Here is a 21,730-nt window from a genome sequence, read left to right on the forward strand (position 1 = left end):
AAAGATATGAAAAGAAAAGCTTTGTTACCACTCTTTACTGTAAATCATAAACACATTAAAGAATATTTCAGAATCATGAAAATATCACTGTTTATACTTTTCGCCTGTGTTTTTCAAATGGTGGCTGTCAACTCAGAAGCACAGAACACCATTATAAGCCTTGATACAGAGGTACTATCCATTGGTCAGCTTATCAGCCAGATAGAAAAGCAAACAGATTATCTGGTTGTATTCAGAAACCGGGAAGTCGATACCGAACGTGCTATTACCGTACATAAAAAAACCGGTAAAATAATCTCTTATCTGGATGATGCTTTTAAGAATACGGATATCACTTACGAATTCGATAACAAGTATATTTTATTATTGAAAAAAAACAGTACAGACAAATCCGCTCTTATCAATCAACAAACCAGAAAAATAACCGGTACGGTTACAGATAATAACGGAGAGCCGATCATCGGTGCCAATGTAGTCGTAAAAGGTACTACCAACGGAACTGTAACGGATTTCAATGGCCAATATACATTGGAAGTTCCCCAGGGAGCAGTCCTCCAAATTTCATACATCGGTTATTTAACGAAAGAATTAGCTGTCAATAGTAATAAAACGGCAGATGTGAAATTACTGGAAGATACGCAAAGTATCGAAGAAGTTGTTGTTGTAGGATACGGCACACAGAAAAAAGGCGAAGTAGCCAGTTCTATTTCAACAATCAAGTCTGAAAACTTCGTTAAATCCCCAACAACAGACGCTGCCCAGCTGATTAAAGGCCAGGTTCCGGGTCTGAGTATTATTACTCCGGATGCAAACCCAACTTCTACCGCACAGATCTCATTACGTGGTATCACCACACTAAAAGCCAGTGCCAGTCCGCTAGTTCTTATCGATGGAATCCCCGGTGATCTAAACTCTGTTTCACCTGATGATATTGAACAGATAGACGTATTGAAAGATGGCTCTGCCGCTGCAATTTATGGTACCCGTGGTACTAATGGTGTTATCCTGATAACAACCAAAAACGCTAACGGGGAAATGCCTACGGAAGTAGATGTTAATGCTTATGTTTCTACCCAGCAGATCACTAAGACCCTCCCATTTATGAAAGCAGACGAATATCGTCAGCGTGTTCAGGAAGGATGGCCGGGAGGTCAGGATGACGGCTCATCTACCGATTGGCTGGATGAAGTCACTCGTACTCCGTTCACACAAATTTATAATATCAGCATGCGTGGTGGAAGTAGAACAACCAATTATGTTGCAAGTTTTGAATACAGAGGTTTGAACGGGCTAATCAAACGAACTAATAACGAAATGTTCTACCCGCGTATCGAGATTACACACCGTATGTTCAATAACAAATTGAAATTGAACGCCAACTTAAGTGGCTATAAACAAACTTATTTCTCCGGATCAGATGGAGGCGGTTACAATAGTGAAGTGTATAGAAATGCGTTAATTTATAATCCGACAACTCCGGTATATGATAAAGATGGAAATTATTCTGAAAGTTCGAAAAATGAATATTATAACCCAGTATCATTACTGAATGAAGTAGAAGGAGAAAACCAGGCGACGAATTTACGTATGTTCGCCAATGTGACTTATACTCCAATCGAAGGGCTGGATATTAAATATCTGTTCTCTTCCAATACCTACAATCAGGTCAGAGGGTATTACGAATCACAAGAGCATAAATCATCCTGGAGAGACGGCAAAAACGGATATGCTTCACGTGGTTCCACGCGTAAGAATGAGGATCTTTCCGAATTAACCGTTCAATGGAGAAAAACATTATTTGAAGATCATTCATTTACACTTCTGGGAGGATATAGCTGGCAGAAAACGAATTATCAGAATTTTTATATGCAGAATTTCAACTTTCCCTCTGATGACTATACATACAATAATATGGGAGCAGGACAGGCTTTAAAAGATGGACGAGGAACCGAATTTTCAGAAGCAAATGAAAGTAGACTGATCGGTTATTTCGGTCGTTTGAATTATAGCTATAAAGGTAAATACATGTTTGCTGCAAGTATACGTCATGAGGGTTCAACCAAATTCGGAGCCGATCATAAATGGGGTAACTTCCCCTCTGTTTCAGCAGCATGGAATATCAAAGGTGAAAGTTTTCTGGATGATGTGGAAGCACTGTCTATATTGAAACTACGCGCCGGATACGGTGTTACAGGAACTGTTCCTACTGATCCGTATATGTCATTAAACACCCTGAATTTTGGAACTTATGTCTATTACAATAATGAATGGATCAAAACTATTCGACCTGATTCGAATGCAAACCCGGATTTAAGATGGGAAAAGAAGAAAGAAATCAACGTCGGTTTTGATTTTGGATTCCTGGATGATCGCATTACAGGTAACATCGACTATTATAATCGTAAAACAGAAGATTTGCTTTGGGATTACGATGTACCTTCTCCTCCTTATTTGTTCTCCAATATGGTTGCAAATGCAGGTTCTATGCGAAATCAAGGTATAGAAGTGGGAGTTACGGCTATTCCGGTACAAACGAAAGATTTCCAATGGACCACTTCTATGAATTACTCCAGCAATAAAAACGAATTATTATCACTTTCTAATGATCAGTTCATATCAAGCGGCTATTCCGATCAGGGATCTACCGGAGAACCTCTGCAAACGACAACCCACCGTATTCAGGAAGGACAACCTATCGGCAATTTCTGGGGATATAAGAGTGTCGATATCGATGAGAACGGTCATTGGATCATAGAAGGAGCCGACGGTAATCCGAAGCCGATTTCGCAACAGCAACCAACCGATAAACAGATCATCGGTAACGGTCTTCCTAAACATTATCTAAACTGGAACAACTCTTTAAGTTATAAAAACTTCGATTTTAATGTTACTATGCGTGGAGCTTTTGGTTTTGATATATTGAATATGCCTCGTTTACAATATGAAGCACCGGTTATGTTATCAAGAGGTAATGTATTAAGTGCCGCTTTTGAAACAAAATACGGTAAAGTACCTCTGGCTGCCGATCAGGAATTACAATACGTTAGCTATTATATAGAAAACGGTAGCTATTGGAAAATCGACAATGTAACTCTAGGATATACATTTAACTTCAATACTTGGATCAAACGTTTGAGAATCTATGGTACGGTATCTAACCTGGCAACAATTACCGGTTATTCCGGTATCGATCCGGAAGTTAGTATCAGCGGTCTGAATCCGGGTGTTGATAATAAGAACCGTTATCCGTCTACGAGAACTTATACATTAGGAGTTTCTGTTAAATTTTAATATGTAATATATTATGAAGAGCTATATAAAGTTATTTTTAGCATTGTGTTGCTCAGGAACCATCATTTCCTGCAGCAATGATATGGATGAAAAAGTTTATTCTAAGATAACTGAACAAACATATAATTATACAACCAGTGATTTTTCACCATCTGTGGCCAGCGTTTATAGCTATTTACGAAGCTTTACAGACCATTGGGGATACTTTTCTGCTCAGGAAGTAACTGCAGATGCCATTGTAATGCCTCCTAATGCCTCAGGCTGGGATGACGGTGGTGTTTACCGACGTATGCACTATCAGACATGGAATTCAGAGCAAGACCATGTAAAAAATATATGGTCGGTGTTTTACCAAGGAGCTTTGTTATGTAATAAAATTATTGATCAAATAGAAACAGGCATTCTCCCTGCTCCATCAGATGCTGAAAAAACAACTGGTCTGGCCGAACTGAGAGCAATGCGTGCATATTACTACTGGCAAATCTGCGACAACTTCGGTGAAGCCCCGTTAGTTACAACGACATCAATGGATTTACCGGCTAAAAATACCCGTAAAGAAATCTATGACTTTGTTGTAAAAGAATTACAGGAATCAATTCCTTCGTTAAGCGAAGAACAAGGAGGAGGTAATTACGGACGTATGACGAAATGGGCTGCAAAGGCATTACTTGCAAATGTATATCTGAATGCAAATGTTTATATCAACGAAGAACATTGGAATGATTGCATCCAACAATGCGACGATATCATTAACAGTAATAAATTTGCCTTGTCGGATAACTATAAAGATCCATTCCGGACAACAGGCGTAGAAAGTTCCAAAGAGGTCATTTTTACCATTCCTTTTGACGAAAATCTAGCCGGAGGAAACAGTATATTTATGTTCTCCTGGCATGGAGAGTTAAAGAAAAAATATGAAACAGAAGCAACTCCATGGGGTTGTGGTTCCGCAATGGGAGTATCTCAATTTATTGATACTTATAATGTGAAAGATACTCGTCTGGCTAACAGCTGGCTAATGGGAGAACAATTAGCAGCCGACGGTAGCACATTATATGGAACATACGATAAGATGGGAGAACCTATCATTTACACAAAAGACCTCCCTGACGGCAATTATACCAGCGAAATGGAAGGTTATCGTATGAACAAATTTGAAGTGGCAAAAGGTTCACAAAGTTCATCTGGTACAGACGTTCCTTTGTTCCGATATGCAGAAATTCTGATGATGAAAGCAGAATGTTTATTACGTTCAGGAAAATCGGGTGCAGGTGCTTTAGTAACAGAAGTCCGTAAACGGGCATTTAAAGATAATCCAGAACTGGCAACAGTAACAGATGCTCAATTGCAGGAAAACACATCATATAAATATGGTTCTGTTGAAAACTATAAGATCACAGACAAAGGAAATACAGATCCTGTAGCATTCGGTAGAATGTACGATGAATTAGGCTGGGAATTCGCTTGGGAAATGCATCGCAGAAGAGATGCCATCCGCTTCGGTGTTTACACAAAGAAAAGCTGGCTATCACATAAGCCACAAGGAGATTACCGGACTGTATTCCCGATACCGGAAAAAGTTTTAACATCCAATCCGAATCTGGAACAAAATCCCAGCTATAAATAAACAGCTGTAAATCATTATTTAATCTTATCTCCCCGTCCTTATCGGATGGGGAGATTAAAAAATCTTTGTCCTCATGAATAAGTATATTATTACTTTTTTATTGCTCTTCTGCAGTTCAGGACTTTCAGTCAAGGTTATAGGCCAGATACTTGACCATAAAACATTAGATTCGTATGTAGACCGCTTCAATCAGCAAGATGAGGAACTATATGTACAATATATCCCCAATAACCAGGCAAAAAAATTCTTATCCGAAAATATACCCTTGTTTGAATGTCCGGATAAAAACATAGAAGAGATCTACTATTTTCGCTGGTGGACATTCAGAAAACATCTGAAAGAGACACCGGATGGATTTATTATTACCGAATTTCTTCCGGATGTATCCTGGGCGGGAAAATACAACGGCATATGTTGTCCGGCCTGGTTCCATTTCAGAGAAGGCAGATGGCTGAAAAACAATAAATTCCTGAAAGATTATGCCTATTATTGGATAAAAGGAGGCGGTGCCCTCCGTTCCTACAGCTTTCCTGTTACAGATGCTATATATCAATACTCTCTGGTAACAGGTGACAACCAAATACTCAAAGACCTCTATCCTGAGTTAAAAGAAAACTACATTGAATGGAAAAAGGAAAAGTTTATACCGGAAACGGGGTTGTTCTGGCAGACAGACAACAGAGACGGAATGGAAATATCCATAGGAGGAAACGGGTTCCGGGCAACTATTAATTCTTATATGGCTGCGGAAGCTGCAATCTTATCCAGAATTGCCGAATGGGATAATGATCCCCAAGCAAAAACACTCAAAGAAGAAGCTGAGACACTAAAAAACAACCTGTTCAAAAAGTTATGGGATCAGGATGCTGAATTTTTAAAAGTATTGCCACAGGAAACAAATGCCCGATTACAGAATGTCCGCGAACTTCACGGATATACACCATGGGCTTTTGATCTGGCTGATCCGGAATACGCGGTAGCATGGAAATACCTGATGGATACACGCTATTTCTTAGCCCCTTACGGACCTACAACCGCAGAACAATGTCATCCGGAATTCAAGGTGGTCTACGAAGGTCATGAATGTCAGTGGAATGGTCCTTCCTGGCCTTATTCTACCTCTATGACGTTAACCGGACTATCCAATTTATTAAATAATCAGGTCCAACCCTTTATATTTTCAAGTGATTACGTAACTTTACTCACGATTTACGCACGAAGCCAGTATAGGAGGAAAGATAACGACACACAGATACCATGGATTGATGAAAATCTGAATCCTTTCACAGGGGATTGGATATCACGAACTATACTGAAGCATCAGAATCGTTTACCGGAAGAACGCGGAAGAGATTACAATCATTCTTCCTTTTGTGATCTGATTATAAATGGATTAGTAGGTATCCGTCCACAGGAAGGAAATAGATTGGATATTAATCCATTAGTTCCGGAAGGGCACTGGGATTATTTTTGTCTGGACAATGTGTCCTATCATGGAAGGACCATCTGTGTTCTTTATGATAAAACGGGAGAGAAATATAACAAAGGAGCCGGATTATCCATCTTCATCGATGGTCAGAAAGTTGCCTCCTCTCCTTCTTTAAAAAGAATTAGTTGTGAATTATAACATTAAAAATTAAGACCATGAAACAGTATCTAGTATTATCTCTGGCTTGTTTGGCGTTATGGGGATGTAGCGAACAAAAACAGGTAGCAGACACTCCCCTCAAAATGATCGACCAGGTAGACTTCTCCCACGTTCATATACAAGACCATTTTTGGTCGCCACGGCTGAGCAAACATATCTCGGCAACATTACCTGTCTGTATAGATCAGATAGAGAACCAGACAGGTCGCATGCAAAACTTTGTCAATGCGGCTAAAGGAGAAGGTGAACATTCCGGTATTTTCTTCGATGATTCGGATGTATATAAAGCACTCGAAGGTATTGCTTATAGCCTCATCAACAATCCGAATCCCGAACTGGAAAAGAAAGCCGACGAATGGATCGATAAGATAGCCGCCGCACAACAACCGGACGGATATATCAATACATTCTATACCCTGACCGGATTGGATAAACGGTGGAAAAATATGGACAAGCACGAAATGTATTGCGCCGGTCATATGATGGAAGCTGCCGTTGCTTATTACCAGGCTACCGGAAAACGGAAACTGCTCGATGTCAGTATGCGTATGGCAGATCATATGATGAGCCTCTTCGGCCCGGATAAGCGCCATTGGGTACCGGGACATGAAGAAATAGAACTGGCCCTGGTAAAACTCTATCAGACTACCAAAGAACAAAAATACCTGGACTTTGCCAACTGGCTATTGGAAGAAAGAGGCCACGGCCATGGAAGTAAAGGAGACGACGGCAAGTGGGATCCGGCTTACTACCAGGACATCGTTCCGGTTCGCGAGCTGACAGATATTTCCGGCCATGCTGTTCGTTGTATGTATCTGTATTGTGGTATGGCCGATGTTGCTGCCCTGAAGAAAGATACCGGTTATGTGGAAGCGTTGGATCGTCTGTGGGATGATGTTGTTCTGCGCAATATGTATGTTACCGGTGGTATCGGTTCTTCCAGACACAACGAAGGATTTACAGAAGATTATGACCTGCCTAATATGGATGCCTATTGTGAGACTTGTGCCTCTGTCGGCATGGTTTACTGGAACCAACGTATGAACCAGTTTACGGGCGACTCCAAATATGTGGACGTACTGGAACGCTCTATGTATAACGGAGCTCTGGCAGGTGTTTCCCTGGCAGGAGACCGTTTCTTCTATGTCAATCCCCTGGAATCAAAAGGAGATCACCACCGCCAGGCATGGTATGGTTGCGCCTGCTGTCCAAGCCAGATTTCACGCTTCCTGCCCTCTATCGGTAATTATATCTATGGAACATCAGATAAAGCCTTGTGGGTAAACCTTTATATGGGAAATACGACACAAATTACCGTGGATAACAAAGAAGTCACCTTGAAACAGGAGACGGATTATCCATGGGACGGACTGGTTAAACTGACAGTTACCTCTGCACAGCCTTTGAATAAAGAACTACGCATCCGTATTCCGGGATGGTGTAAAAAATATACGTTGTCTGTTAATGGAAATCCGATAAATACATCGACAGATAAAGGATATGCTATTGTCAAAGATTGGAAATCAGGAGATCAGATCGCACTCAACATGGATATGCCGGTCGAAATGGTTTCTGCTGATCCACGTGTAAAACAAGACGTAGGCAAACGGGCTGTACAGCGCGGTCCACTGGTTTATTGCCTGGAAGAGATTGATAATTTCAAAAACTTTGCCGATCTTAATCTGGCTGCCGGTACCTCTTTCGAAGTAAAAGACGAACCCGGTAAACTGGGAGGCATCAAAGAGATTGAAGCCGTATCCGGCAATCAAAAGTTGTCTTTCATCCCCTACTACACCTGGGATAACCGGGAAGCGGGAAAAATGAAAGTTTGGATCGATTATAAAGAGTAATTCATATATTCTACATGACCATGAATAAATTAATAAAAATCTTTTTCGCATCATTTGCGACCTTTGCGATTGCTTCGGCTGCACCTGCCGGAGGAGAATCCATGTCTGGTAATTATTTGAATAACCGCCAGCCACTATTACAAAAAACATACATAGAACTTCCTCTAGGTTCTATCAAAGCCGAAGGCTGGATACAGGAACAACTCGTCCGGATGAAAAACGGAATGACCGGACATCTGGATGAGGTCTACGAAAAAGTAATGGGACTGCGCAACGGCTGGCTCGGCGGTGACGGTGATGTATGGGAAAGAGGCCCGTACTGGATAGACGGCCTGCTCCCACTGGCTTATATTCTGAATGACCAGGCTCTTATAGAGAAAGTAAAACCCTGGATCGAATGGACGCTTGCTTCTCAAAAACCGAACGGCTATTTCGGACCCGACACCGACCGTAGCTACGAACTGGGATTACAGCGTGACAATGCCCAGGACTGGTGGCCCAAGATGGTCATGCTGAAAATCATGCAGCAGTATTATACGGCAACCAACGATACCCGCGTGATCGGTTTCCTGACCAGTTATTTCAAATACCAGTTAGCCGAATTACCCAAGAACCCGCTTGGCAAATGGACATTCTGGGGTGAACAACGTGGCGGCGATAACCTGATGATCGTCTACTGGTTGTATAATATTACCGGAGATAAATTCTTGCTCGATCTGGGCGAACTTATCCATAAACAAACATTCAACTGGACGGATATCTTCCTGAACCAGGATCATTTGTCACGCCAGCACAGCTTGCATTGCGTAAACCTGGCACAAGGATTCAAGGAGCCGATCGTTTATTACCAGCAAAACAAAGATCCGAAACAGATACAAGCAACAAAGAAGGCTGTTCATGATATTCATAACACGATAGGCCTGCCTACCGGCTTATGGGGTGGTGACGAATTGCTGCGTTTCGGAAAACCGACAGCTGGTTCCGAACTATGTACGGCTGTAGAAATGATGTATTCGCTGGAAGAAATGCTGGAAATAACCGGTGACATCCAATGGGCCGATTATCTGGAACGGGTAACTTATAATGCACTGCCAACACAGGTAACCGACGATTACTCCGGCCGTCAGTACTATCAGCAAACGAACCAGGTAGCTGTCACACGCGACTGGAGAGAATTCTCCACTCCCCATGAAGATACCGACATCCTGTTCGGCGAACTAACCGGCTATCCTTGCTGTACCTCCAACCTCCATCAAGGCTGGCCCAAGTTTGTACAGAACTTATGGTATGCTACTGCCGACAACGGCATTGCAGCTTTAGTATATGCCCCGTCACAGGTATCGGCAAAAGTAGCCAACGGCATTACTGTAAATATCAAAGAAGAAACAGCCTATCCTTTTGAAGAGACCATCCGTTTCAACATTTCCTTCGCCGACAAAAAGGTGAAACAGGCATTCTTCCCCTTCCACATCCGTATACCGGCCTGGTGTAAGAACCCGGTAGTCAAACTGAATGGCGAACCAGTTACTATCGACGCCTATCCGGGAACTGTAGCACGTGTGAACCGCGAATGGAAGAACGGCGATGTACTGAGCGTCGAATTACCGATGGAAGTCGTTGTAAGCCGCTGGTACGACAACAGTGCCGTAGTTGAACGTGGCCCGCTGGTATATGCTTTGAAAATGAATGAAAAATGGGAAAAGAAAACATTCGAAAACGAAAAAGCCGGAGAATACGGCAAATGGTATTATGAGGTAACTTCCGATTCTCCCTGGAACTACGCTTTATTACACCGTAGCTTCTCGCCTGAACAGATCAAGACATCTTTTACAGTAGAGAAATCGTCTGTCGTTCCCATTTATCCGTGGAATGTAGAAAATGCACCTATACGCATCAAAACAAAAGCAAAACGGGTAAACAATTGGACACTCGTCAGAGGTTCCGCCGGTCCGGTTCCTTTCTTCACGCAACAAGGTAACGATGTCGGTGAAGAAGAAACGATCGAACTGATACCTTATGGGTGTACGACACTCCGTATAACCGAATTCCCGGTAAGATAATATCTATTCTAAGCCACCATCAAGAAGATAACATACACTTGAAGGTGGCTTAAATATCTCGTCATAAAGCCAAAATGCATAATAATAATATCATATTTGAAACATTATTATCCTGATTAGTAACTACTTTTGTTTTATTACAGATATAAACTAATCAACCATGAAAAAACTCTTTATTTTAATCCTGTGTATTTTTTCCCAGTTTCTTTCTTCCCAGGTAAAACAATTGCCTCCCGGGCATCCGGATCGTTCCGCCACTATGGATTTAAAAAAAGGTTTTGCAACGCCTCCCAAAGGATATGGCGAAGTACCTTTCTACTGGTGGATGGGCGATACTTTAACCCGTGAACACCTCACCTACCATCTGGATCAGATGGCTGCAAAAAAAGTGACCAGCTTACAAGTAAATTATGCCCACTCGGACAAAGGCGGGGTCAGTTACGGCTTAACTTTCCCTTCCCGCCCGGCCCTCTTTACAGAAGAATGGTGGGATCTGTTCGGCTGGTTCATGGGAGAAGCGAAAAAAAGGAATATGACCGTCAGTCTCAGCGATTACACACTGGGAGTCGGACAAGGTTCTTACGTTGATGATGCCCTAAAGGAAAATCCTGAATTGACGGGAGCCGAACTGAAATTCGAGAGTGATACCATTCAAGGCAACTATGAGAAAGCATGCCATGAAAATCTGCTTTCCTTATATGCCTATCAGTTGGGAGCAGACAATATAATCATAGAGAACTCCGGTATCGACCTGACCAAAAACTTTACTGACAACAAAATACAATGGCAATCACCGGAAGGTAAATGGATCGTAACGCAGGTATACAGTGCCGCAAAAAAACCGTCACTCGACCCGATGCATCCCCTTTCGGGCAAAAGTTATGTCAAACATTTTTTCCAACGGTTCGAAGACCGTTTCCCGGAACAATCCAAAGGAGGACTCAACTTCTTTTTTTCTGATGAGCTAAACTTCAACCTGCACGGCTGCATCTGGAATTCAATCTTCAGAGATGAATTCAGAAAACGGAAAGGATACGATGTCATCCCCTACCTCGCCGCCCTGTTCACTCATATAGGTTCAATCACTCCTAAAATCCGGCTGGATTATAATGACGTCATGGTATCGCTCAGTGAAGAGAACTTCTTCATCCCCGTATACCAATGGCACGAAGATCGTAACCTCATTTACGGCTGCGACCATGGTGGACGCGGAAGAGATGTCAGTGAATTCGGCGATTACTTCCGTACCCAACGATGGAACCAGGCACCGGGTTGCGATCAGCCCAACTTTTCGAAAGACATTATAAAAAATAAAGTAGCCTCTTCCATCGCACACCTTTACGAACGTCCGAGAGTATGGCTGGAAGGTTTTCACAGTAGTAAATGGGATAGTAACACAGCTAATGTTACCGATGCGATCTTTGCTAATTTTGCCATGGGTCAGAACCTGCTCAGCCTGCATGGTTTCTTTTACAGTACGGTAGGAGGCTGGTGGGAATGGGCACCTCCATGTAATCATACCCACATGCCTTATTGGGAACAAATGGGGCCCCTGCTCGAATGTTCCGAACGTCTGAGTTATGTTCTCTCACAAGGATATCACCGGGCCGATATAGCAATTCTCTACCCCGTAGAACCGGTAGTAGCCGGATACGGTAACGATGCTGTGGAAAAAGCTTTCAGCCTGGGAGATTTTCTTTATAAGAAAGGTATCGATTTCGACTTCATGGATTACCAATCGTTGGATAAGGCGACCGTAAAAAACGGTCAACTTCATATTTCAGGAGAAGAATTCAAAGTACTTATTATCCCTTCCATGAAGGCCATTCGTCATTCTTCCCTGGAAAAGGCTCTGAAATTCAAACAAAATGGAGGGATCATCATCAACCTCGGCGATTTACCCGAAGCAACAGAGAAAAAAGGATTGAATGATACCCGTGTAAACACATTACTCGATAAACTATTCAAAACATCCGGCAATAACGTGTTTATTGCCACAGACAACAAAGAGATCCTCCATATTCTTGACTCACATCTAACCCGCGACTTCCGCATCACCTCCCGGGAGGATAAACAGGATGAACCCTATATCATGCACCGGAAAATAGCGGGTAAAGAACTCTACGCCGTATATAATGTACCTAAAGATACGGAATGCTTCTTCCGTGCAACAGGTGGAATAGAACTATGGGATCCATGGACCGGGACCTTCCGGGAAATATCCGCATCATCCATTACCGACGAAGGAACCTGTATCCGTATGCCACTCAATAAACAGGATATGCATATATTCGTATTCGATCCTGACCGGAAAGCAACGATCTCTGCCCCTGTAGAGCACAAAGTAAAGGAGACAATCGTACTGGATGGTGAATGGGCATTCGAACTTAAACCAACCCTGGATAACCGGTTCGGCGATTTCCACTGGCCTGCTACACCGGAAATACTGGGAGCTTACATCTACAAAGCCCGCTACCTGCAAAGTTCTAAAGCAACAGACGGATGGCAATCTCCTTCCTTCGACGATGATGACTGGACATCAAAAACTTTCACATTCGCTCCCCGCTTTATGCTGTTGGAAGCCACTCCTGAATTGACAGAAGAACTGATTTTCAGTAATCTTCCGGGAAAATCAGAAGGTATCATAGCCGGTAATAAAGAATACCGCTGGAAACCGTACGAATTTTCCTGGCGCTGGGGAGTAGAAAACGATTACGGTCATCAGGGATGGCATGGGCTGAAAGCAACCGTACACGATGAATTCATCAGGCTAGGCGAATTCAAACAGGAATTCAGAGAAACACAACGGGTAGAAAACCCAAGCGGTAATAAAAACTATTATCTCTATTCGAATGTACTGGCTCCGGAAGCAGGAACCTACCAACTCTCACTCGGAGAACTGAAGCCGGCAGCCGTGTATATCAATGGAAAACAGATCGAGGACTTATCGGGAAGTATCTTACTGAAGGAAGGTCTCAACGAAATCGTACTGCATTACGATACTTTTGGTGTAACCTGGTGCGTCATCCGAAAACAAGGCGACACCCCACGTATAATCAAAGAAGCAACAGCCGAAAAACCATTGGCTACCAATTTCAGAGGAGATCGTTCGATACTCCCGTTCGATATCAGACAGACACAGGAAGCAACCTACGGGCAATACCGTTTCAAATCGGCTCCGGGACTCGATAAATTCGTATTTTCCGCTTTCGGGGAACCGGAAGTATGGGTAGACGGAAAAGCCTGTCTGCTGGATATCAAAAGAAAACGCCCAGACGGTTGCATAACCTATGAGGCCACGATTCCTAACCCGAACAAACGGGTATCTACAGTAGCCATCCGTATAGAAGAAGAATGGGGTAATACCGGTGGAGCGGCTATTGATGGTCCGATCAGACAGATATGCGGGGAAGGCTTGATTGCAGCCGGCGACTGGTCACAGATAGAAGGTATTTCGACCTATTCAGGAGGTGCCTGGTATCGTAAAAACATCCAACTGAAAGATATAGCAAATAACCAGAGAGTTCATCTGAACCTCGGCAAAGTCATTTCTACTGCAGAAGTATGGATAAACGGCAAAAAAGTAGGTCTGAAACTAACTCCACCCTGGCAATTTGACATTACTGATCATGTTAAAACCGGTGATAATAAGATTGAAGTATTGATACATAACACAGCTGCCAACTACTATCTCTCCGTTCCGACACAATATCGGGGAAAAACAACTGCCGGACTCTTAGGAACCGTATCGATAGATATTACAGAAAACAGATAAACACGAACAAGGGACAGAAATCATAAAGATTCAGTCCCTTGTTTTTGTATGTAAAATAGAAATTACAGAGGTATTGGCTAAGATTGTGTATTTGTATTTGTCGTTGTTGTATTAGTTGTAGTTGTATTATTTGTATTGGCAGTTTGAGTAGTAGTACCGGCAACAGGAGCCTGTACTTTTGCTTCTTCCCAATGGAACGGTTCGAACTCTGAATTCGGATCGACCCAGGATGCCTTTTTGGAAGCATAAATAATAAACGGAGCAACTACGACAACAATAGCACCGATGATCAATACAGCAAACCAAACAGTATTACTACCGACAGAAATCTGACTCGGCGGAATAAAACTTAATATAAACGCCAATAATGAACCACAGAAACCAAGACCACCGATAAACCACATCAGACCATTACCATGTTTACCGATACGGAACGGACGATTGGCTTTTTTCATCCGGTAACGTAATGCGATTGCACCGGAGAACATCAATAGGTACATAACCAGATAAAGGATCACTGTTAACTGTGATAAGATCTGATAGAAACTTTGTACTGAAGGCATTACAACGAACAGTAAGCTCAATAAAGTAACAGCACATCCCTGTACCAACAGAATATTTTTCTGAACACCGATCTTGTTCGTTTTCTGGAAGAAAGGAGGCAGATAACCGGCCTTACCTACTGTAAAGATACCTTTTGACGGACCGGCAACCCATGTCAACACACCTGCCAGTACACCGAATGCCAGGGCGATAGCGATAATAGGAGACAACCAGGAAGCATGGATGAATTTGAAATAGTTATCGAAACCAACCAGCAGGCTTTGTGTCAGGTTAATATCCTTTTCCGGAATGATAACACCCAAGGCAAAAGTACCCAATACGAAAATAAGAACAGTGATCAACGCACCGATAAATACAGCTTTCGGATAGTTCTTGGAGGGATTTTCCACATCCTTTACGTGGATACCACCCATTTCCATACCTGCATAAAACAGGAAGATACTGGATGCAAGAACCAGGTTATCGAACTTAGAAAAATCAGGGAAGAAATTACCATGGAAGTCCATATTCGAATGACCGCCCATCGACAGATAAACAATTCCGAGGATGATCAATAGGGCAGCCGGAAGGATCGTACCGACAATACCGCCTACTTTAGCAACTTTACCTACCCAACTCAACCCTTTCAATGAAATAAAGGTAGCCAGCCAGTAAATGATTAATACAACAGCTAACGTGTACATTTTATTTGAAGCCAGTGTCATGTCATGCGCATCATTCATTCCGATAAAAGCAATGGATACTGCACCGAAGGTTAACACAGTAGGATACCAGATCGTACTTTCAATCCATTGTACCCAGATGGCAAGGAATCCCCATTTCTTACCGTAGGCCTCTCCTACCCATCTGAAAACTCCACCCTGCTTATCCTGGAACATGGCTGCTAACTCAGCTGCCACCAGCGACGTCGGGATCAAAAAGACAATTGCCGCAAATAGATAATAAAAGGCTGAACTTAATCCGTATACAGCCTCGGCTGGTAGTCCGCGGAGAGACACTACTGCCGTAACATTCATAATCGCAAGAGTAAAAACTCCAAGTTTTACTGCTTTTCCTACATTTGCCATGAATTTTACTGTTTAAATGTGAATTTTGTATTGTTTAGTTTCGCTTTAATATGTCAGTAAAACAAATCGGTATTGTGTTAGTTTGTCAACAAGATGTCAAACTAGGTTAATTAACAGAATAGTGTTAAAAACAAAATCAGGGTTTTCAATGTTAGATACCCTAAAATATTTCTATTTAAACGCCTAAAGATTAAACATAATGAAGTCAGCTTTTAATGATATTATTTATGAGAAAAGAGGAATATACGGAGTATTGCACGTTATCATTTTGCTACTTTCGCTGTTCCTTATTGTTGTAATTTCAATCGATACATTCAAGAATATCCCTTTCATGACACAGGGATCGTATTTGAAGATACAGTTCTGGATCTGCATGTTTTTCATTGCCGACTTTATTTTGGAGTTTTTCTTATCAAAACGTAAATTATATTATCTGCAAACCCACCTGATTTTCCTGATCGTATCTATTCCTTATCTAAATATTATCAATTATTATGGGATTGAATTTTCACCGGAGATTACCTATTTCCTACGTTTTATTCCATTGGCACGTAGTGGTTACGCCCTGGCAATAGTGGTAGGATGGCTATCTTCCAACAAGGCTTCGGGACTGTTCGTATCTTATCTGACAATGTTGCTGGCTACGGTTTATTTTTCCAGTCTGATATTCTTTGTCATCGAACATAAGGTTAATCCACAGGTAACCGGTTATGATGATGCACTCTGGTGGGCTTTCATGGATGTGACGACGGTAGGTTCGAATATTTATGCCGTTACACCTACGGGACGGATATTATCGGTACTGCTGGCTGCACTGGGGATGATGATGTTCCCGATCTTCACTGTTTACGTGACCAGTCTGGTGCAGAACGCCAATAAGAAAAGAGAAGAATATTACAGCAAAAGACAAACAACTCAAAGTACGACTTCCACACCTTCGGACACAAAAAATAAATAGGTAACACTATCCGAAGTACTTTGAATTGTCCTATATGCTAAATCGAATTACATGCCGAAGTAATCAGTGGTTGATAAATATCAGCCATTAAAAAGTGCCGTATAAATATACTAAAACAAAGGATACATTCTACTGAACATTAGTGTTTTATTTTACAAATAATATAACCCTGTTGTTTTTTAATTACATTTGCATCTACAACCCAAAAATCTAAGTTATGGCACAATCAGGAAGGTTACTCTCACTGGATGTAATGAGAGGTATTACAATTGCAGGAATGATCATGGTAAACAACCCCGGAACATGGGATTATGTATATGCACCACTCCGCCACGCATCATGGAACGGTTTGACACCGACTGATCTGGTATTTCCGTTCTTTATGTTCATCATGGGAGTTTCCATGTTCTTTTCATTACGGAAATACAATTTCAAAATATCCAAAGAAAGCGTTACGAAAATATTGAAGCGCACTGTGTTGATCTTCCTGGTCGGATTCGGATTAAATTTATTCTCACATATATGTTACAACGGATTCACTCATTTTGAGAATCTTCGTATCCTCGGAGTAATGCAGCGCTTAGCGCTAGCTTATGGTGCAGGTTCACTGATCGGACTGGCCATTAATCACAAATACATCTGGCAAACGGCAGCCGGTATCCTGATCGTTTATTGGATGCTACTTGCTTTCACAGATAGTACGACACTATCGGAAGACAATATTATTGCGGTTGTAGACCGTCTCTTGTTTGGCAATACACATATGTATCATGATTATCTGGCAGACGGAACACGTATTGCTTTCGATCCGGAAGGACTGTTAAGCTGCCTGGGGAGCATCGGACACGTCCTGTTGGGGTTTTATGCCGGTAAAATAATTCTGGACAGTAAAAAAAATAATGAACAGATCATCCGGAACCTGTTTATATTCGGAGCGATCATCCTGTTCCTGGGATTTTTGTTAAGTTACGGTTGTCCGATCAATAAAAAATTATGGAGCAGCACATTCGTACTAACCACCTGTGGGTTTGGATCATTGTTCCTTGCCTTACTGATCTGGATCATCGATATCAACGGTAAAAAGAAATGGTCACTATTCTTCGAGTCGTTCGGGATCAATCCGTTATATCTTTATGTACAAGCCGCTGTTTTGGCTACCATATTCGATAAATGCGGAATAACATCCTATGTTTATACCGATATACTGGTGCCTCTGTTCGGTAATTTCGGAGGTTCGCTGGTATGGGCCGTTCTTTTTGTCATATTGAACTGGATTCCGGGATATTGGTTATATAAGAAACATATCTATATCAAATTATAATGAATTGTAACAAGTTATTCCATCATAGCATTTATATAAGTATTATCAGTTTTTTCCTGCTTCATGCAGGTGAAATGAAATCGCAGATAAGCGAAGGAGGGAAACCGGCTAGTTTCAATTATCGAAATATGTTGAAAAGTGAACAGCCGGCTGTTCAGATTCCTGTAAACTTCAGTGTGGAAGACCTGATTGCAGTCGACGAATGGCGGGTGAGCCAGGGGGCACCTTTAACTGTTTCTACTTTAATAGATACGGATTTGAATATCGATAATTCCGGCAAGTGGATCACACTGCCCGGAGGCGAAAAGGTATGGCAGCTCCATCTGCAAGCAAAAGGAGCAATTGCCTTAATGTTATATTACGACGAATTCTACATTCCGGAAGGCGGAAAACTATTTATTTATAATGCTGATAAAACTCACCTGTTGGGAGCCTATACATCACAAAGCAATCCGGGAGGAAAAATATTTGCCACAGAATTTGTAGCTGGTGATGATCTTACGCTTGAATATGAACCAGCTGCATCCGGTGATAAAGCCGGAATAGCCATTAGCCAGGTAGGCTATGGATACAATCATTTAACCGTATCCGGCAGTTTACGAAATACCGGTCCGGGAACTTCCGGTTCCTGTATGGTTAATATAAATTGTGAAGAAGGAGAGGAGTGGCAAACCGAAAAGAACGGGGTTTGCCAGATGGTAGAAAAAATAGGAAAAGCAGGATATCTTTGTTCCGGTTCCCTGATAAATAATACGGCTAAAGATATGAAACCTTATATATTATCTGCTTTCCATTGTACGGAAGATCAGGATAACGGCCAAATAGCTTCAGTAGAGGATCTGAACCAATGGGTATTCTATTTTCATTTCGAACAGACCGGATGTGAAAGCACTTCACCGGTTGCCGATCATAAAACAATGGTCGGGTGCAGCCGCATCGTGAGTATTCCGATAGATGGAGGTTCCGACGGCCTATTATTATTGCTGAACGGGAAGATCCCTCAGGATTATAATGTTTATTTCAACGGATGGGACCGAAGTGATCTACCTGCTTCATCAGGAGTAAACATTCATCATCCTTCAGGTGATTATATGAAAATATCCACATTTGGCAATCGCCCGGTAGAAACAATGACCTGGAATACTACCGGCGCTCCTGATGCCCACTGGAATGTTATTTTCGATAAGACCCTCAATGGACATTCCATAACAGAAGGCGGCTCTTCCGGTTCACCGCTTTTTAACGAGAATAAACAGATAGTCGGAACATTAAGCGGCGGAAATTCCACCTGTCGCCAGACAACCGGTAATAATCTATATGGCAAATTATCTTATCATTGGGATAAATACAGCCAGGCTGACACCGGACGGATGGATATATGGCTGGATCCTCTGAACACGGGCACCACAGTGCTTCCGGGTTTATCGCAAACAGGAGAAGAAGGAAACCTGATCAATTACAAATCACCGACAGATGTAACAGCCGGGGTTGTTTCTTCCAAAGATGTCCTTATACAGTGGAGTGCTCCCGTATATAGCCAAACAATTGGGTGGGGAACACAAAGCTCATACAAACAGCTCGGATACCAAAGTTCTCCTTTTTATTTCGGTCAACGTTGGGAACCTGAAGACCTGGGAAATATGCATAAAAAGACACTGACGAATGTAAAATTCATTCCTGCTTACAATGTCAACTATGCTATTTATATCAAGCAGGGAGAACGTACATATCAACAGGAAGTTGGCAATACGACAGCTAACAGATCGAATACGGTAGAGTTAAAAACTCCGTATACTATCGATGCCGGCCAGGAACTGATCATTTCCATATATGCCAGAAAATATAACCGATCGGCTTATCCCGCTTTTATAGATAAAGGACCGGCTATTAATGGAAAAGGTAATTTAGTATCGTTCGACGGAAACAAATGGGAATATTTACTAAATGAAGAAAATGATAATAATTTTATCATCTCCGCAACTATCACTTCCGAAGAAGGTAAATTAACGGAGCTCCGGTCTACGACAACACAACCTATTACGGCTTTCCCTGTTGTCACAGGATATAACATCTATAAAAATCAGATAAAACAGGCAACAGTTCCGGCTTCAACATTACAATTTACAGATAAAAATGTGATTTCCGGTATTCATAATTACAGTGTTTCAGCTCTTTATGATTTAAAGGAAAGTAAAGCAACCCCGGCTGTGGCAGAAGTAAAAGTAAGTTCTGAAAGCATACCGGCTAAGGAAGAGATAAATATCAGTCCTGCCATATTCAGAGACCGGATACATATAATAAATTATCAGCAGATTAAATACATAGATATTTATTCCGCCGACGGAAAAATGATCCGGAAAATAAATAATCCGACAGAATGGATAGATGCGGGAAATATTCCCCCGAGTGTCTATTTCTTTAAGCTGGTTACGGATAAGGAGGTTAAGACGATCCGTACTATTAAAATAGATTAATATTACTTTTCTCTTGAAAGAAAAGTAATCAAAAGTTGCCGTCCAGACGGCCAAAGCCCTATCGTTCGGCATATCCAAGCAAGCTTGGCTCTGCACTCACTTAACTGGGCTTTTCAAGGCTGCACCGGCTTCGCTGCTACGGTAAAAGACTACGCTGTCGTCTGCGAACTCGCTTCGCTCAAACAGCGCAGCCTCCTCACGCTTCGTCTTTCCCCTTCGCGGACGCTCAATAGGAAACTGTTACATCAAATCCTTCTTTCCGGGCCCGGTCTGCTATTGCATCCAAAGCCTCCTTAGAAACCTTTTTAAGTTCTTTCAAAGGTGTTTCACGATCTATAGTATAGATCATAACTTGTTTCGGTTTTATTTTTTTCAATGCATCGATCCAACCTTTTATCTCCTCTTCAGTAGTATTATCAACCGACTTACCATCTATTTCACCTCGCAGGAACATGGTTTGGATAATCAGGTTTCCACTGAAACGGCATAATTGCTCCAACAATCTCTCAAATGTAAAAGCCGGGGAATTCGGAACATTCAGTTGTTGTATCCGACTATCGAGTACGGAATCGAGCTTAAGTATATTATCCTCGATCTTATTCAATGCCCGGAATACACCCTCTTTATGAAGCATAGTCGAGTTCGACAGTACAGCAATCTTAGCATTTGGAAAGTAACGGTTGCGGGTAGCGATCGTATCTTCTATGATACCTTCGAATTCCGGATGCATCGTCGGTTCTCCATTGCCCGCAAAGGTGATCACATCAGGAGCTATCCCTTCTTTTTGCATAGCCAATAACTTTTCTTCCAAGGCGTTTTTTACTTCTTCACGAACCGGTAGTTTGGTGCGTGTACGACGCTCACCATTCAAACCACACTCGCAATAAATACAATCGAAAGAACAAAGTTTACCGTCGACAGGAAGCAGGTTCATACCCAAAGAAACGCCCAGACGCCGACTGTGTATCGGACCGAACACTATTTTATCAAAAAGAATCGTTGACATAATATATAATTTATCCATTAAGTTCTTTATATAACAAAGAACACCGCAATATTACCAGTTTTACGGACACAAAGCTACAAAAGATTATA

The 21,730-nt window shown here is 41.9% G+C and carries 11 protein-coding genes; 9 read left to right on the forward strand and 2 right to left on the reverse strand.

All coding sequences use genetic code 11. The features are described from left to right. Window positions 1-75: 75 nt before the first annotated feature. From M1P97_RS17755 to M1P97_RS17780, 6 genes are all read left to right on the forward strand, one after another. Window positions 76-3,291 (forward strand): SusC/RagA family TonB-linked outer membrane protein, encoded by a 3,216-nt coding sequence (locus M1P97_RS17755; RefSeq protein ID WP_249389762.1) that lies wholly within the window; start codon window positions 76-78, stop codon window positions 3,289-3,291. A 13-nt stretch (window positions 3,292-3,304) separates the two neighbouring features. Continuing rightward, window positions 3,305-4,918 (forward strand): RagB/SusD family nutrient uptake outer membrane protein, encoded by a 1,614-nt coding sequence (locus tag M1P97_RS17760; protein WP_249389763.1) that lies wholly within the window; start codon window positions 3,305-3,307, stop codon window positions 4,916-4,918. A gap of 73 nt (window positions 4,919-4,991) precedes the next feature. Next, a complete protein-coding gene (locus tag M1P97_RS17765; RefSeq protein ID WP_249389764.1) occupies window positions 4,992-6,545 on the forward strand; it encodes an MGH1-like glycoside hydrolase domain-containing protein in 1,554 nt (517 codons plus the stop codon). Window positions 6,546-6,562: 17 nt separating this feature from the next. Further along, window positions 6,563-8,416, forward strand: coding sequence for a glycoside hydrolase family 127 protein (locus tag M1P97_RS17770; protein WP_249389765.1), 1,854 nt, complete (start codon window positions 6,563-6,565; stop codon window positions 8,414-8,416). 20 nt (window positions 8,417-8,436) lie between these two features. Then, window positions 8,437-10,476 (forward strand): beta-L-arabinofuranosidase domain-containing protein, encoded by a 2,040-nt coding sequence (locus tag M1P97_RS17775; RefSeq protein WP_249389766.1) that lies wholly within the window; start codon window positions 8,437-8,439, stop codon window positions 10,474-10,476. Between the two features lie 160 nt (window positions 10,477-10,636). Then, entirely contained in the window at window positions 10,637-14,251 is a 3,615-nt protein-coding gene (locus M1P97_RS17780; protein ID WP_249389767.1) for a glycosyl hydrolase, read from the forward strand. A gap of 77 nt (window positions 14,252-14,328) precedes the next feature. Here the strand turns inward: M1P97_RS17780 and gadC are convergent, their stop codons facing one another. After that, the gene (gadC, locus tag M1P97_RS17785) at window positions 14,329-15,882 is read right to left on the reverse strand and encodes a putative glutamine/gamma-aminobutyrate antiporter GadC (protein WP_195370536.1); all 1,554 of its coding nucleotides are present in this window, start codon (window positions 15,880-15,882) and stop codon (window positions 14,329-14,331) included. Between the two features lie 199 nt (window positions 15,883-16,081). Between gadC and M1P97_RS17790 the strand changes: the two genes are divergently transcribed. The 3 genes from M1P97_RS17790 to M1P97_RS17800 all read left to right on the forward strand — a co-directional run bounded on the left by M1P97_RS17790 (window position 16,082) and on the right by M1P97_RS17800 (window position 20,635). After that, window positions 16,082-16,840 carry a potassium channel family protein gene (locus M1P97_RS17790; RefSeq protein ID WP_249389768.1) on the forward strand — a complete coding sequence of 253 codons (759 nt, stop codon included), beginning with the start codon at window positions 16,082-16,084 and terminating at the stop codon, window positions 16,838-16,840. A gap of 217 nt (window positions 16,841-17,057) precedes the next feature. Then, the gene (locus M1P97_RS17795) at window positions 17,058-18,161 is read left to right on the forward strand and encodes an acyltransferase family protein (protein ID WP_249389769.1); all 1,104 of its coding nucleotides are present in this window, start codon (window positions 17,058-17,060) and stop codon (window positions 18,159-18,161) included. 74 nt (window positions 18,162-18,235) lie between these two features. Beyond that, entirely contained in the window at window positions 18,236-20,635 is a 2,400-nt protein-coding gene (locus tag M1P97_RS17800; protein ID WP_249389770.1) for a T9SS type A sorting domain-containing protein, read from the forward strand. Between the two features lie 226 nt (window positions 20,636-20,861). Here M1P97_RS17800 and M1P97_RS17805 read toward each other — a convergent pair whose 3' ends face one another. Then, complete coding sequence (locus M1P97_RS17805) at window positions 20,862-21,641, reverse strand: radical SAM protein (protein WP_249389771.1); 780 nt, start codon at window positions 21,639-21,641, stop codon at window positions 20,862-20,864. Window positions 21,642-21,730 lie beyond the last annotated feature (89 nt).

It is taken from the genome of Parabacteroides leei (genome assembly GCF_023369805.1).
In the GTDB taxonomy this organism is placed as follows: Bacteria; Bacteroidota; Bacteroidia; order Bacteroidales; family Tannerellaceae; genus Parabacteroides; species Parabacteroides leei.